Genomic DNA, 14,592 nt, shown 5'->3' with positions numbered 1-14,592 from the left:
ACTCCTTCCTTTTATTACTTTTATATAATGTATTTCATAAGATTAGCAGATGTCTTTTGGGACACTTGTTTTTGCTTGTTTATGAATAGGTAATGCAGTGCTTTCTTTCTTTTGCAAATCTTGTGATAAAAATAAGCCGCATATAGTAAAGATGATTCCTATCAGTTTTTTCATACTGATGGATTCTTGTAAGATAAGAAAAGATGTTAATGCGGTAATGACAGGTACTAAGTAAATATAGACACTTGTCTGTATAGAACCTAAAATAGATACTGCCTTGTTCCAGGTCACAAAGCATAATGCCGAGGCACCAAAGCCTAAAAATAGTAAATTGCCGATTACAGGCCAACCACCATGCCAGATTTGTGAAACGTGAAAGGTATCTTGCGTTAGAATGATTGGTATCATGAAGAGTAAACCATAAAAGAAGGTTCTGCGTGTTATGCCAATGGTTGTCATATGAAAAGTAGAAAGTTTGCGACAGAGCAGAGAATAGATGGACCAAACAAGAGCTGCTAGCAAAGCCAATACATCGCCATAAGGATGAAAGGATACATCGGCATTATCCGGTATGCTGATAAGTAAGATACCAAGCATTGCCAAAGCAAATCCTATATAAAAGAAGCGCCCTTTGGAGGATTCCTTCATGATCTTTGAGCTTAAGAAAGCAGTAAAAAAAGGAGCAATCGAGATAATGACGCCGACATTGGTCGTTTGTGTATACAGCAAAGCGATATTTTCTAACAGATAATATAAGGTAATTCCGCAAAGCCCGGCACCTGCAAACCATCGTTCCAGTTTTTTATCTTCTAGTGTACAACGATGCGGATACATGATCCATAGCGTGAGATAGCCAATCACAAAGCGGGTAAATAAAATCTGTAAAGGGGTCATGTCGGTTAATAAAATTTTAGTTGAGATAAAGGTAGTGCCCCATATGAAAATGGTGAGAAAGGCACATAGATGTCCTTGTTTTCGATTATTCGTCATGCATAGCTCCTTTCAGGAAGATACGCTGGTATTGTTTTGGTGTCAGTCCGATAAACATTTTAAAAAAATTGGTAAAATGACTCTGATCACTAAAACCGGCTGCCATTGCGGCATCTTTTAAAGAGAGTCCTTTTTCTAACATCTTTTTTGCCTGATGAATACGAACAGTTTGTAAATAGCGATAACAGGATACTCCGGTTTGTCGAGTAAAGGCATTTAATAAATAAGATTTACTGAAATGCGATAGTTCGCTTAGCGTTTGCAGTGTAATGTTTTCTGCATAATGTTCTTCCATATATGCGCATAATTTTTGTATTGGTTCCTCTAGCGGTGCATCTTCTTTTTCTATTTCCATATAGTTTTCCATGAGTGGCTGCATCAAAAAGTATAATGCTTCTTCTTTCTCTAGAGTACAAGCCTGTTCCATGATTGCCTGATAAAGTGAGGATAACTGCTGGGTATATTCACAGTTTTTAATAAGCGGTGTCGTGAAATGAGGAAGCTGCTTTGTTTGAAAGAGCTCTTCCATGATCGTTTGCATGACCTCGGGCTGAATATTAACAGCTCGATAATCCAAAATGGAATCATCAAGTGGAGCGCAATGATGATTATCTAATGGATTGAATAAGATCATATCGCCTTTTTCACATACATATTCTTTATGACGGCACCACATCTGACGCTTGCCGCCTTCAATAAAGCCAATGACATAATACGGATGAAAATGGTTTGGAAACTTTTGCACAATGCCATGCAGCTGATAAGCTTCAATTTGCAAATCATTATCAAACCATACTTCACGGTGTTCCTTTTCCATAGAATACTTCCTTTCCAATGTCCTTATTTTATCATGAAGCGATAAGTATTTCTTGTAGGATATCACATAAATGCCATTTTGGCATAAAGAAAAGAGCCATTCCATAAAACGGCTCTTTTCAATGTTAAACATTACTTTTGAAACTGTGGTAAATAAGCTTTATGTGCTTCTAACAATTCATCGATGACCACATTGGCCAGTTCATCACTTGGACATAGAGGGTTCATATTTAATGCGGTCACTGCCAAATCACGGTTCCCTGTGACAGCAGCTTCAACGACCATGCGTTCAAACGACTTCATCATTTGTACATAACCATTAATGGTACATTTTAATTCACCGGTTGCGATAGGTTTAGGACCATCCGCGGTTATCCGACAGGCTACTTCAACAGCACTGTCATGAGGCAGATTGCTTATCGCTCCGTTGTTTCTTACATCTACGTACTGAATATCACCGGTATCATTATAAATAGACTGAATTAAGTTGCATGCGGCATCAGAATATCTAGCACCGCCACGTTGTTCCAGCTGTTTCGGTTTGACATCTAGTTCTTGATGGCTGTACAGGGCAAAGAGTTCTTTTTCAACCTGTGATACAACTTCGCCACGCACCGTACCTTCTTTCCATTGTTCCAGCTCTTCGTCCAGCTGTTCCTTTGTAAAGAAATAGTAATTATGATAGGGACATGGTATGGCATGTAAACCGCGTATAAAGGAAGGAGAATATGGCAAAGAGATAAAGTTTTTCATTGCAAGCGTATCTTCAGCAGTCACATTTGCATACTTTTCCACGATAGTATCCATGACAGAACTGCCATCGACAAAAACATCAGTCGCAAAGATAAAATGATTTACACCTTGTAACTCTAAGGTTACACGGTTTTCTTCAACACCGAGAATCTTGGCAATGCCAGCAACCATATTCACAGGAACATTGCATAAGCCAATCACCTTTTTAAAATCAGTATAGCGCAGTATGGCTTCAGTGACCATACCGGCAGGATTGGTAAAGTTGATCATCCATGCATTTGGGCATAGTTTCTGCATATCTTTGACAATGTCAAGAATGACGGGAATCGTACGGAAAGCTTTAAACATACCGCCGGCACCATTGGTTTCTTGACCAATCATACCATGCGATAATGGGATTCGCTCATCCTCCACGCGTGCAGGAAGACGACCGATACGCATTTGTGTTGTTACAAAGTCAGCATCCTTTAAGGCTTCTTGACGATCATAACTGAGAATGACCTTCATAGGAAGATTGGCTTTTTTAACCATTCGCTGCGCAAGAGCACCGACGGTTTCCAGCTTTTCTCTGCCTTCTTCAATATCAACTAACCAAAGTTCGCGAACCGGTAGGGTATCATAACGTTTAATGAATCCCTCCACTAATTCTGGTGTATAACTGCTGCCGCCTCCAATTGTTACAATTTTAACAGTATCTTTCTTCATAAATGCCTCCTCATCGTTGTAAAGTGGACTATACCATTTGAATGAATTGACCGTATAAACCCAAGTGGTCTATACCATAATAACATACCTGTGTAAGCGTGTCCATACGAATGTGAGGTTTTTCTTAACTTTCTTTCTTATGATGTTATTGATTCAAATAAAATCCTTTCTTTATTGTATTTTATGCGCATATAGTCACAAATATGATAGCTCAAAACTTTTTTTAAAAAAAGAAAGAAAACGGTTGCATAAATTTTTAAACGTGTTATCATAAGTGTGTAAAGTGGTATATACCAAGTGGAAAGGAGGAATTCACATGATTAAAATTCTGCTTGTTTGTTCTGCCGGAATGTCAACCAGCTTGATGGTAAACAAAATGAAAGATGCTGCCGCACAAAGAGGTATCGAAGCTGAAATTTGGGCAGTAGGTGATGCAGAAGCAGCAAATAATATTGGCAACGCTGATATTATGATGTTGGGACCTCAGGTTAGATTCCTGGAGTCAAAAATGAAGGGTATTGCCGGAGAGAAACCGGTAACTGTTATCGACATGCAGGCGTATGCGATGATGAACGGTGCGAAAGTATTAGATCAAGCACTGAAACTGCTGGGGAAATAACACAATTACCAGCTTAAATTTAACTCAAACTCAAAACGCAAAAACTCAATTAGTGAAAGGAAAGAAAAATTATGAATGCTTTTATGGATTGGATGGAAAAGCACTTTATGCCAATTGCTGCTAAAATCGGCAGTCAAAGACATTTAGTTGCTGTCCGTGATGGATTCATTTCCATCATGCCGGTTACCATGGTAGGTAGTTTGGCAGTATTGCTAAACGTATTCCTGCGCGATTTACCAAATACATGGTGGGGTGAAGGCAATGAATTTGTTGCTAATGTGCAGCAAATCATCAATGTAAACGGAAACGTTTACTTTGGCTCTATTGTTATTTTAGGTTTGTGTTTCACATTCTCATTAGGATATCATCTGGCAAAATCTTATGATGTCAACCCAATCGCCGGTGGCGTTGTTGCATTTGCTGCCGTTGTTACTTGTATGGGACAAAGTGCTATCTTTGATTATGAATTACCAGGTGTTGCAACTTCTGCACTGGATGCTTTAAAGGGTGCCGGTTTAGATGTTGCCTTAAATGATGCCGGAAAAGCCGTTGTTTTACATGGTGCCAGCGGTTGGGGCTATTTAGGTTCCAGTTATACAGGTGCTAGTGGATTGTTTACTTGTCTGATTGTTGGTATCTTATCTAGCATGATCTATATTAAATTAATGATTAAGAAAATTACGATCAAGCTTCCTGATTCTGTACCTCCAGCAGTAAGTAACGCATTTGCTGCTATCATTCCTGGTGTCATTGCTATTTACGTATTTGGTATCGTAACACAAATTTGTGTTGCTTGCACTGGCTCTTATCCAAACGACTTGATCGTTGAATATATTCAGAAACCTTTGCTTGGCTTATCGCAGGGATTCTTCAGTGTTATCCTGATTGTCTTCTTGGTACAGCTGTTCTGGTTCTTTGGTTTGCATGGTTCCAATGTTATGGCACCAGTTATCGAGGGTGTGTATACACCTGCGTTGCTGGAAAACTTGGATTTCTTCAATAAACATCATACAACTGTCGGTATGCCTTACGATTGGACACGTGGCTCCTTTGATGCTTATGCACAAATGGGTGGTTCCGGGGTAACCCTAGGTTTACTGATTGCCATCCTGATTTTCTCTAAACGAGATGATTCTAAGGCCGTTGCAAAATTAGCAGCTCCTATGGGTATCTTCAATATCAATGAACCTGTTATCTTCGGTATGCCAATTGTATTGAATCCGATTTATATCATTCCTTGGCTGATCGTTCCACCTATATGTGCAGCTATCGCTTTAGGCTTTACAATGGCTGGCATTATTCCTCCTGTATTTGTTCAGGTACCTTGGGTTATGCCTGTTGGTATCTACGCATTTATGGGAACTGGCGGTAACATTCTTGCTGCATTGGTTTCAATCTTATGTTTGGGCGTTTCCTTTGTATTATGGACACCATTCGTTATGTTGGCAAACCGTATGCAAGCAAAAGAAAACGAAGGTCAGTTTGACACAGAATAAGCAGTACACTTGCAGGGAGGGGAAAATCCCTTCTCTGCTTTTTTAAAAAAGGAGAATATAACCATGGAAGGTATTGAACTAATTTGTTTCCAGATCATTTCTGCAGTAGGTATGGCAAGAGGAAGCTACATTGAAGCAATTGATCTGGCAGAACAGGGTAAATTCGACGAAGCTGAAGCAAAAATTAAAGAAGGCGATGAATTCTTCACCGGTGGACACAGTGCACATGCACAGCTGATTCAAAAAGAAGCAAACGGTGAAAACACAGAAGTTGTATTACTGCTGGTTCATGCAGAGGATCAATTGATGTCTGCTGAATCATTTAAGATTCTGGCAGAAAAATTTATCGCATTAAATAAAAAAATTGAAAACAAATAAGGAAACTTATCAACATAAATGATGAAGAAAGAGGTAATACGTATGGAAAAGTGGGCATCTTGGCAGGTCTTTATGATCGGTATCGGATTATTATTTATTATGTTTTCACAACAAATGGCAAATCCATTTCCAATGATCATTGGAGGATTGTCGATTGTTTTGTTAGGTGTCATCATTCTGAAAAAGTCTGCCCAAAAGGAAAGGAGGAAGAATGGGAAATGGTAGAATTTCCAAAATCATTCTTCTTCGGAAGCGCAACCAGCGCTACACAATGCGAAGGTGCTCATACATCGTATGATAAAGGAGCAGATATCTGGGATCTTTGGTATGAACAAGAACCATTTAAATTTCATGATGAAATTGGTCCAGGCACAACTTCCACTTTTTATGAACACTATCAAAGTGATATCCAGCTTTTAAAAGCAACCGGACACAATTCTTTTCGGACATCTATCAGCTGGTCGCGCTTGTTCCCAAAAGGATATGGTGAAATCAATGAAGATGCTGTTCGCTTTTATAAAGATGTATTTCAAGAATTAAAGGCGAATGGTATTGAACCTTTTGTGAATTTATATCACTTTGATATGCCAGCAGCTTTGCAGGAAATCGGCGGTTGGGAAAATCGACAGGTAGTTGCATATTATCAAGTATATGCAAAAACTTGTTTTACCTTATTCCATGAAGAGGTAAAACATTGGTTTACCTTTAATGAACCTATTGTCCATGTGGAATGTGGTTATTTAAGTTGTTATCACTATCCATGTAAGGTAGATCCCAAAGCGGCAGTTCAAGTAGCATACCACACAGCACTTGCCAGTGCCCTAGCCATTCGGGAATATCACAAGATTGATAAGGAAGGCAAGATCGGTATCGTGTTAAATTTGACTCCGGCATATCCTCGAAGTGATCATCCGGCAGATGTAAAAGCGGCTACAATCGCCGAATTGTTTGCGAATAAGAGTTTTCTGGATCCTTCTGTTAAGGGTGAATATGATCCCATGTTAGTTGAAATTATTCGTAAACATGACTTAATGCCAACATATACACAAGAAGATTTGCAAGTGATTAAAGAAAATCGTGTTGACTTCTTAGGGGTTAATTATTATCAGCCGGTGCGGGTTTGTGCAAAAGCCAATATGCCTAATCCGGATGCTCCTTTTACACCAGAATATTACTTTGATCATTATGAAATGCCGGGAAGAAAGATGAATCCTTATCGTGGATGGGAAATTTATCCAAAGGGGATCTATGATATTGCGATGAATATTCGTGATAACTATGGCAACATTGAATGGATGATTACGGAAAATGGTATGGGTGTGGAAAATGAAGAACGCTTCCGTAAAGATGGAAGAATTAAAGATGACTATCGTATAGCATTCTTTAAAGACCATTTAACATGGCTGGCAAAAGGCATAAAAGAAGGCAGTCATTGTATCGGTTACCATGTCTGGACCTTTATTGATTGTTGGAGCTGGCTGAATGCCTATAAGAATCGTTATGGTTTGGTAGAACTAAACCTTGCAACACAAGAAAGAATCATTAAAAAAAGTGGTCGCTGGTTTAAAGAACTGGCAGAACACCATGGCTTTGAATAGATTTGTAATACAAGAGAGATTTATGTATAATACCTTTATAAATAAGCGTTTTTAAGGAGTGAGCAAGATGATACAGGTACAGGAATTGTTATATATTGATGCAGCTGATTTCTTCAAGCACATCGCTGAATCTGTTGCGTACGATATTTCTGAAGCAACTGGGAAAAAGGTACGTGTCAAACAGCTTCATAAAGGGTTTTCTTATAAGAAAACGATGAAGAATAAAGTAGGACGCAAAGGGGAAGTGGATATCAATATCACAGAATGGGATCCACCGCATATTTACAAAGCCGAGTTTTCCTCTTATGGAGGGGTGAACACGTTAAGCTATGAGATTGAAGATTTAGCAGACGGTCGTATCGGAGTAACCTATAGCGAAGATTTTAAAGGAAGAAACAGAAGCAGTGACTGGAACTTCAAGCTTATGAACTTGTTTTATAAAGGTAGAGCAAAAAAACGTGCAACACGACTGTTAAGAGCCGTTGAAAAATATGCACAAGAAGAAAAAGCAAAAGAAAATAAAATAGAAGATAACCAAGAAGCATAGGCTGTCAACTCAAAGGAGGCTAATCATGGCTAGATTAGGAATCTGTCTGTATCCGGAGCATTCCACTTTGGAAAAGGACAAAGAGTATATCACACTGGCGGCAAAATATGGTTTCAAAAGGATCTTTACATGTTTATTAAGTGTGGAAAAAAGCAGGGAAGAAATCGTCAAAGAATTTCGCGAACTGATGGACCATGCACACACTTATGGCATGGAAGTTATCTTGGATGTCGCGCCTTTCGTCTTTGAACGTTTAGGCGTATCCTATGATGATCTTTCTTTCTTTAAAGAAATGCATGCAGATGGCATTCGTCTGGATGAGGGATTCGATTCTTTGAAGGAAGCACAAATGACCTATAATCCAGAACATTTGAAAATTGAAATCAATGCCAGTTTAGGTACAAAATATTTAGATAACATCATGAGTCATTATCCCAATTTGGATACGATCATCACCTGTCATAACTTTTATCCACAGCGTTACAGTGGATTGAGTTATGCACACTTTGCAAAATGCAGTAGCGATATTAAGGCGCAAAATATTAAGGTGGCTGCTTTTATTTCTTCACAACAGCCCAATACCTTTGGACCTTGGCCGGTCAATGAAGGCTTATGTACCTTAGAAATGCATCGTGATTTACCGGTTGATGTTGCCGCAAGACATTTATTTGCGACACGTTTGGTAGATGATGTTATCATTGCCAATTGCTTCGCCAGTGAAGAAGAATTGGCTATATTATCCAAGATTGATCCGGGTAAATTAACCTTTAAGATTGATTTTGAGGCGGATTTACTTCCTACAGAAGAGAAAATCTTATATGAACATCCACACTTTGTCAGAGGTGATATGAGTGAATACATGGCACGAAGTACCATGCCTCGGGTAACCTTTGCGAAAGAAAGTGTGCCACCAAAGAATACAAGAGATTTGAAACGTGGCGATGTTGTCATTATCAATGATAAGTATGCACGTTACAAAGGGGAATTGCACATTGTCTTGAAAGATATGCCAAATGATGGAAGGAAAAATGTTATTGGACATATTCCAGCCAACGAAACCATGTTATTGGATTATATTAAACCATGGCTGACTTTTGGCTTTATGAAATAAGATAAAAGCTTCATCGGAAAGGGAGGTGAATGACTTGGCTACCCCACGTTACCTCGAAATTAAGCAACAGCTATTAGATGAGATCAATGGGAAACCAGTGAATTCACCGATAGCATCTGAGCGCGAACTGGCAATTCGGTTTGACGCCAGTCGTATGACCGTCCGCAATGCTGTAAATGAGCTTGTGGAAGAAGGTGTGTTATATCGCGACAAGAATAAGGGTACATTTGTCGCTGACCGTAAACTGATTAAGAAAAATCTAACTTCAGAATTATTACAGGAACATGATGCCATGGATTTCAGCGTTATTTATTTTTCTGTAAAAAAGGCCGAAGAAATGGCGCCTTACCTAGAAATAAAAGAAACGGATTATATGTTGAGAGTAGTACGCGTCAATAAGATTAATCATCGTCCATTGAGTGTAGAAGAGGTATATTTCATCCGAAGTTTGGTGAGCGACGATGAAATTAACCATTTAAAAGAGCTGCTGAATCTGAACAGTTATATTGAACAGGGGACGGTAACCCAACGATTTCATCCAATGATCGTGCCTGCACAATATGCCAATCAGTTAAAAATAAAGATTACAACACCAATCATTATGGCAGAAAGTACGATTCGCAGTAAAAATGGTAAACCTCTGGTTTACATAAAAACGTTTTATAACCCTTTCGAAAAAACAATCGAAATTACTTCATAATACCTGTTCTGCAGGTATTTTTTCTATAAAAAAGATTAAAAATCTGATCATCTGCATAAACACAGGGACTTTAAGCAATATGAATGAAAAGGCAAAAGAGATTTACCACTAATTTACTAGATTGAAAGAACCTTGATACGTCAAAGAAAATAGCATTTCATACAAGATATGAGATGTCTTTTCGTTGCTGTAACACAGCATAACTTGTCCTTTTTCTGCTTGATTATCTATCATTTTTTAGAGCATGCATTGTCAAGAGCTTGTTGCGTAAGCAATGCTTGCACTCTTGAAAAAACATGGGATAAAAAAATATATATAACATATAGCAGAAAACGGATGACGGTCTATATTGCAAATGTTATAATATTGTCAATTACCTTATTTATACGGGAGAAGAATATTATGGATTTTGCTATATTTAGATTGTTTATACGGGTTTCATTATTTGTTATAGCTTTAATTGCTTGTATTATCTATCTTATCAAAAAGAGAAAGCTTGTTTATGCGATATTTTTTGATAAAGAAGCGATAAAAAAAGAATATACTGGAAAAAACGATATAATATTTCTTCGATTGGCGAATGCCGTCTTTATGATAATTGCCATTCTTTTAATCTTATATTTGAAAGATTTTGTTTTAGATATGCCTTATATCATAAACAAACAGTATAGCTATGCAGAAGGATATGTGACTGAACAAGCTCATGGTGGTGCGGATGTATCTTCTGAAAGAAGAAGTATTTTTCTATATGATGAAGTTACAAATGATGAAATCGAATTTACAGTATTTTCTGGGTATGTTGATAAACATACTTATTTAAAAATACAGTATCTTCCACATACGAAATATGGTGCTATTTTAGAAGATAAATAACATACAATTTTTTCTTTTTTGGTAATGTGATGCTATTAGTTGAACAGACGGAGTGAGCCTGCGGCGAGCGAAGATTAAGCCCCCGTTATCTAAAAAAGGGGGCAGAAAAAACAAAAGACAATGGACATTCACAAACGGAAAAAGCTGTATTTACAAGGTAAAACTGCATTTTATAAGGTGTGATATAAAAAGTATCTATTTCACACGGCAAATATATATAAACTTATTGAGGAGGATTATGTAAATGAATATTGCAATGATTTTAATAGGTGGTCTTATTTTTCTTTCTTTTCCAGTTATTGTTTTGCAAAAAATCAAAAAAATGAAACAAGAAAATACAGACGAGGCAAAGAAAAAATTAAATTTATTTCTTATTTGTATGATGCCCGTTCCAGTAATAGCTATTGTACTTATTTTACTTGGTCTTAAAGCATTTATATAGTAAACATCAAAGCTTTATAAGTGAAATGAGGGATTCTATGGATAAAAAGGAACTTATAAAACTTTATTTACAAAATGTGGATAAAATGTTCGGATATGCCAACATGGACGCATATATTGATGAGCGATTAAAGAAATATATGAAATACTTGTCAAAGTGAAGAACCACTATTGTTGTTGAATGATTTTGAAAAAATTGATTTACCGATTATGTATTTAACAGCAGGTAAAAAAAGACTTTTGGATATTGAAAATTATAGGCAAGAAGTGGTAAAGAAAATACAAGCACTTCATTACGATCAGAGTAGTTGGTCTTAGGATAGACTGCTTTTTCTATACATCTTTTTATTGACAGGCAATTATCAAGATACGGTAGTTGCCTTTTTTGATTGGAGGAATTTTAGAATGAATGATAAAAACTTTATTGAAGAATTAAGGCAAAAACGTGCCACCCAAATAAATAAACGGTTTTATTACTTGTGGTGTTAACTGTCTAAGTAGAAAATGATACTACATCTGATAACATATGGATGTCAAAAGAGTAGGACTCACACGAAACGGTGAACTTGCTTTTTTCTATTCCTTTCGACAAATGATATGAGAACGGTTCCATTCTTTATGAATTCATACAAATGATGTGAATTGTCATGGAAATATAGCACGGACACTATAAAAATATGCAGAATTTTAGTATAATGAAAGATATTGCGCAGGAGGTAATCATATGGAACAAGAGCTGTTTGAGAAATATACGAAAACATATGGAAAACGCTTTACAAGAAAGCAAAAACATAAATTTGCAAAAGCTTTGCATGAAGACATGACGCAAGCCGGTTATGAAAAGACGATGATAAAAGGCAGCAAGCTCATCGTTATGAAAGCTGAGGATTATTTTTATGGCAATCGCAAGCGTATGAAGACGGTCATCGTTGTGCCATATGATACACCGGAACGTAAATTCTGGCATAAGGTCTTTTACTTTCCTCTTGATGGAACGAAAACCATGAATAAAACCTTAATTGCTACTTATGTACCGATTATCTTATTATATGTATTTATTTTAGCGGGGCTGTATATTGGTGGAAATTTTCTAAGTGCGCCCACAATGGCAAATTTAATGTCCTTTCTGATGTTTGTACTGGTAATCTTTTTGATCTATCTGATGGTACATGGCATCGGTAACCGCCATAATGTGAATCGTAATTCCAGTGCAGTGGCGGCTGCGGTGGCATTAGCTAAAAGTTTGGATAAAGATGAACGTCAACGTATTGCGTTTCTGTTTACGGATAAAAATAAAGGGAGCTTTTTAGGAGCGAGATGTGCTGATGAGGACTTTGTCAAGGATGGTAAGAATCCAAATGTGATTTGCTTAGACTGTATCGGTAAAGGGGATACAACAATGATTGGTTATAATCCTAGCAATCGTAAGCTGGCAATGGAAATTGCTAAGTGTTATCCAGAAAAAGGGAAACAAATAGAAACTATTAAGCTAGATGAATCTATGCGTGTACAAACTGCAATGTCTTATTTCCGTAAAGCCGTTGTGATTGCCAGTGGTACTCTTGATGAAGATCATCGTCTGTATGTGATGGGAACAGGGACCGGTAAAGATCGGGATGCTGATGCCACACAGATAACAAAAATTATCAACATGTTGCAGGCTTATATCAAAAGCCAAAAATAAGTAGAGAAGGAGGGAATGTATGTTAAGAAAAATCTTATCCCTTTTACATAACAAAATATTTATTGTCGCTGTCTTGATTCTGATACAGTTGGGAGTATTCTTTGGTATCGTTTTTCAGCTGAGCGAATACTTTGTCTGGATTTATTTTCTCTTAATTGCATTAAGCTTTATCATCAGTGTGTATGTCATTAACCGCAATGATAATCCTACCTATAAGATGACATGGGTCTTGTTGATTATGGCATTACCGGTGTTTGGTGGATTGATTTATTTATTGTTTGGCGGTCAGAAGGTGCCCAAAGAATTGCGTATTCGTGATAATCAGGCATTTAGTGAATATAAGGAAATCATATGGCAAAATGCTGAAATCATGGAAGAATTGCAAAATAGTGATACAGCAGCATTTAAACAAGCGAATTATTTATGGAAAAATGCCGGCTTTCCTATTTATAAACATACAGAAACAACCTTCTTTCCGATTGGCGAAGATAAATTTACTGTAATGGTAGAAGAATTGAAAAAAGCGGAGAAGTTCATTTTTTTAGAATACTTCATTATCGCTCCGGGTGTCATGTGGGATACGATTTTGGATATTCTGATTGAAAAGGTGAAACAAGGAGTAGAAGTACGTGTATTATATGATGATGCCGGGTGTATTACGACCTTAGCACCTGATTATTATAAGGTGTTACAAGGCTTGGGGATGAAAGCAAAAGTATTCAATCCCATTAAACCAAGACTAGCCATTCAGATGAATAATCGCGATCATCGCAAAATCTTAGTTATTGACGGTAAGGTTGGGATGACCGGTGGTATTAATCTGGCCGATGAGTATATCAATGCGAAAGAACGTTTTGGGCATTGGAAAGATTGCAGTGTCATGTTAAAAGGTGAGGCAGTCTGGAATCTGACATTAATGTTTTTGCAATTCTGGAATTATGATGAAAAGATCAAAGATAATGTATTTGATTTTAAACCGGATTTCAATGAGTTTATAGATATTGAAAATGATGGCTATGTGCAGCCATACAGTGATTCTCCGACAGACAATGAGAATGTAGGGGAATATACACATATCAATATGATCAATGGTGCCAATCGTTATGTTTATGCGACAACGCCTTATTTAGTGATTGACAATGAGATGAAAACAGCACTGACCTTAGCAGCCAAGAATGGTGTAGATGTACGTATTTTAGTACCTCACATTCCGGATAAATGGTATGTATTTGCGGTAACCAGAGCCAATTATCAGCCATTAATAGAAGCTGGTGTTAAAATCTATGAATATACGCCTGGTTTTGTCCATGGAAAGACTTTTGTCGTTGATGATGATATGGCCGTTGTGGGAACTGTTAATATGGATTATCGTTCTTATTATTTACATTATGAATGTGGTGTCTGGTTCTATCGCAGCAAGGTTGTTATGGATGTAAAACAGGATTATTTACATAGTTTGGCAAAATCACATGAAGTTACCTTGGAAGAATGCAAGAATGTGAAACTGCCAGTGCGTATCATGCGTTCCATCTTGAATTTATTTTCACCAATGATGTAACATCAGATGAGGCAAGTAGTCTCATCTTCTTTGTGCGACAGGCAGTCGCTATATTTCAACCATGTACAGGCATGGTTGAAATTCTTTCTTATTAGGGATTGTATTTACGATACGGAGTATAAACGAAATAAATGAATCCTAAAAAGATAGGTGTTACGTAGGTGAAAGTCCTACTCTGTTGAGTTCCAATGCAAGACAGAAAGTCTAAACTAATGCGGTTTCGTGAGAAATTGTATGAAGGAGTTATGGATAACCGAGAGGTCCATAGACGGATTGGCAGGCCGAAATGTAAAGTGAACTATATAGGCGGCGGGAATACTTGG

At 37.3% G+C, this 14,592-nt stretch carries 16 protein-coding genes; 13 read left to right on the top strand and 3 right to left on the bottom strand.

Annotated features, from left to right (window positions below; translation table 11 throughout):
- Positions 1-42: 42 nt before the first annotated feature.
- From ACESSZ_RS03925 to ACESSZ_RS03915, 3 genes are all read right to left on the bottom strand, one after another.
- Entirely contained in the window at positions 43-990 is a 948-nt protein-coding gene (locus ACESSZ_RS03925; protein WP_008686882.1) for a DMT family transporter, read from the bottom strand.
- Complete coding sequence (locus tag ACESSZ_RS03920; protein WP_008686884.1) at positions 980-1,807, bottom strand: AraC family transcriptional regulator; 828 nt, start codon at positions 1,805-1,807, stop codon at positions 980-982. Before ACESSZ_RS03920 ends, ACESSZ_RS03925 begins: the two co-directional genes overlap by 11 nt.
- Positions 1,808-1,938: 131 nt before the next feature.
- Positions 1,939-3,264, bottom strand: a complete 1,326-nt coding sequence (locus ACESSZ_RS03915; RefSeq protein WP_008686885.1) for a 6-phospho-beta-glucosidase — start codon at positions 3,262-3,264, stop codon at positions 1,939-1,941.
- A gap of 316 nt (positions 3,265-3,580) precedes the next feature.
- Between ACESSZ_RS03915 and ACESSZ_RS03910 the strand changes: the two genes are divergently transcribed.
- The 13 genes from ACESSZ_RS03910 to cls all read left to right on the top strand — a co-directional run bounded on the left by ACESSZ_RS03910 (position 3,581) and on the right by cls (position 14,269).
- Positions 3,581-3,883 (top strand): PTS sugar transporter subunit IIB, encoded by a 303-nt coding sequence (locus tag ACESSZ_RS03910; RefSeq protein WP_008686887.1) that lies wholly within the window; start codon positions 3,581-3,583, stop codon positions 3,881-3,883.
- A 71-nt stretch (positions 3,884-3,954) separates the two neighbouring features.
- Positions 3,955-5,379, top strand: a complete 1,425-nt coding sequence (locus ACESSZ_RS03905; protein ID WP_008686890.1) for a PTS sugar transporter subunit IIC — start codon at positions 3,955-3,957, stop codon at positions 5,377-5,379.
- Positions 5,380-5,442: 63 nt separating this feature from the next.
- Positions 5,443-5,757, top strand: coding sequence for a PTS sugar transporter subunit IIA (locus tag ACESSZ_RS03900; protein ID WP_008686891.1), 315 nt, complete (start codon positions 5,443-5,445; stop codon positions 5,755-5,757).
- Between the two features lie 42 nt (positions 5,758-5,799).
- Positions 5,800-5,982 (top strand): hypothetical protein, encoded by a 183-nt coding sequence (locus ACESSZ_RS03895; RefSeq protein WP_008686893.1) that lies wholly within the window; start codon positions 5,800-5,802, stop codon positions 5,980-5,982.
- Positions 5,976-7,355, top strand: a complete 1,380-nt coding sequence (locus ACESSZ_RS03890) for a glycoside hydrolase family 1 protein (RefSeq protein ID WP_008686895.1) — start codon at positions 5,976-5,978, stop codon at positions 7,353-7,355. The genes ACESSZ_RS03895 and ACESSZ_RS03890 overlap by 7 nt, the downstream gene beginning before the upstream one ends.
- A gap of 67 nt (positions 7,356-7,422) precedes the next feature.
- A complete protein-coding gene (locus ACESSZ_RS03885; RefSeq protein WP_008686897.1) occupies positions 7,423-7,902 on the top strand; it encodes a DUF3284 domain-containing protein in 480 nt (159 codons plus the stop codon).
- Between the two features lie 25 nt (positions 7,903-7,927).
- Positions 7,928-9,013: a DUF871 domain-containing protein gene (locus ACESSZ_RS03880; protein WP_008686899.1), complete on the top strand. Its 1,086-nt coding sequence runs from the start codon at positions 7,928-7,930 to the stop codon at positions 9,011-9,013.
- Positions 9,014-9,047: 34 nt separating this feature from the next.
- Positions 9,048-9,713, top strand: a complete 666-nt coding sequence (locus ACESSZ_RS03875) for a GntR family transcriptional regulator (protein ID WP_008686902.1) — start codon at positions 9,048-9,050, stop codon at positions 9,711-9,713.
- 402 nt (positions 9,714-10,115) lie between these two features.
- Complete coding sequence (locus ACESSZ_RS03870; RefSeq protein WP_008686903.1) at positions 10,116-10,586, top strand: hypothetical protein; 471 nt, start codon at positions 10,116-10,118, stop codon at positions 10,584-10,586.
- 244 nt (positions 10,587-10,830) lie between these two features.
- The gene (locus ACESSZ_RS03865; RefSeq protein WP_008686904.1) at positions 10,831-11,028 is read left to right on the top strand and encodes a hypothetical protein; all 198 of its coding nucleotides are present in this window, start codon (positions 10,831-10,833) and stop codon (positions 11,026-11,028) included.
- A 37-nt stretch (positions 11,029-11,065) separates the two neighbouring features.
- The gene (locus tag ACESSZ_RS03860; protein WP_008686905.1) at positions 11,066-11,188 is read left to right on the top strand and encodes a hypothetical protein; all 123 of its coding nucleotides are present in this window, start codon (positions 11,066-11,068) and stop codon (positions 11,186-11,188) included.
- Positions 11,189-11,751: 563 nt separating this feature from the next.
- Entirely contained in the window at positions 11,752-12,711 is a 960-nt protein-coding gene (locus tag ACESSZ_RS03855; RefSeq protein ID WP_008686906.1) for a hypothetical protein, read from the top strand.
- Between the two features lie 19 nt (positions 12,712-12,730).
- Positions 12,731-14,269, top strand: coding sequence for a cardiolipin synthase (gene cls, locus ACESSZ_RS03850; RefSeq protein WP_008686907.1), 1,539 nt, complete (start codon positions 12,731-12,733; stop codon positions 14,267-14,269).
- Positions 14,270-14,592 lie beyond the last annotated feature (323 nt).

Origin of the sequence: Eubacterium sp. 3_1_31 (assembly GCF_964249515.1) — a bacterium.
Lineage (GTDB): Bacteria > Bacillota_I > Bacilli_A > Erysipelotrichales > Erysipelotrichaceae > Longicatena > Longicatena caecimuris.
The sequence above is the reverse complement of the archived record's forward strand: the minus strand, read 5'-3'. Positions and strand labels throughout refer to the sequence as shown.

Excerpts from the sequence above, each read along its gene's own strand:
- ACESSZ_RS03860 (WP_008686905.1), top strand. The coding sequence starts at position 11,066 with ATGGATAAAAAGGAACTTATAAAACTTTATTTACAAAATGTGGATAAA.
- ACESSZ_RS03925 (WP_008686882.1), bottom strand. The coding sequence starts at position 990 with ATGACGAATAATCGAAAACAAGGACATCTATGTGCCTTTCTCACCATT.
- ACESSZ_RS03895 (WP_008686893.1), top strand. The coding sequence starts at position 5,800 with ATGGAAAAGTGGGCATCTTGGCAGGTCTTTATGATCGGTATCGGATTA.
- ACESSZ_RS03920 (WP_008686884.1), bottom strand. The coding sequence starts at position 1,807 with ATGGAAAAGGAACACCGTGAAGTATGGTTTGATAATGATTTGCAAATT.
- ACESSZ_RS03855 (WP_008686906.1), top strand. The coding sequence starts at position 11,752 with ATGGAACAAGAGCTGTTTGAGAAATATACGAAAACATATGGAAAACGC.
- ACESSZ_RS03910 (WP_008686887.1), top strand. The coding sequence starts at position 3,581 with ATGATTAAAATTCTGCTTGTTTGTTCTGCCGGAATGTCAACCAGCTTG.
- ACESSZ_RS03915 (WP_008686885.1), bottom strand. The coding sequence starts at position 3,264 with ATGAAGAAAGATACTGTTAAAATTGTAACAATTGGAGGCGGCAGCAGT.
- cls (WP_008686907.1), top strand. The coding sequence starts at position 12,731 with ATGTTAAGAAAAATCTTATCCCTTTTACATAACAAAATATTTATTGTC.
- ACESSZ_RS03885 (WP_008686897.1), top strand. The coding sequence starts at position 7,423 with ATGATACAGGTACAGGAATTGTTATATATTGATGCAGCTGATTTCTTC.
- ACESSZ_RS03905 (WP_008686890.1), top strand. The coding sequence starts at position 3,955 with ATGAATGCTTTTATGGATTGGATGGAAAAGCACTTTATGCCAATTGCT.
- ACESSZ_RS03865 (WP_008686904.1), top strand. The coding sequence starts at position 10,831 with ATGAATATTGCAATGATTTTAATAGGTGGTCTTATTTTTCTTTCTTTT.
- ACESSZ_RS03870 (WP_008686903.1), top strand. The coding sequence starts at position 10,116 with ATGGATTTTGCTATATTTAGATTGTTTATACGGGTTTCATTATTTGTT.
- ACESSZ_RS03890 (WP_008686895.1), top strand. The coding sequence starts at position 5,976 with ATGGTAGAATTTCCAAAATCATTCTTCTTCGGAAGCGCAACCAGCGCT.
- ACESSZ_RS03900 (WP_008686891.1), top strand. The coding sequence starts at position 5,443 with ATGGAAGGTATTGAACTAATTTGTTTCCAGATCATTTCTGCAGTAGGT.
- ACESSZ_RS03880 (WP_008686899.1), top strand. The coding sequence starts at position 7,928 with ATGGCTAGATTAGGAATCTGTCTGTATCCGGAGCATTCCACTTTGGAA.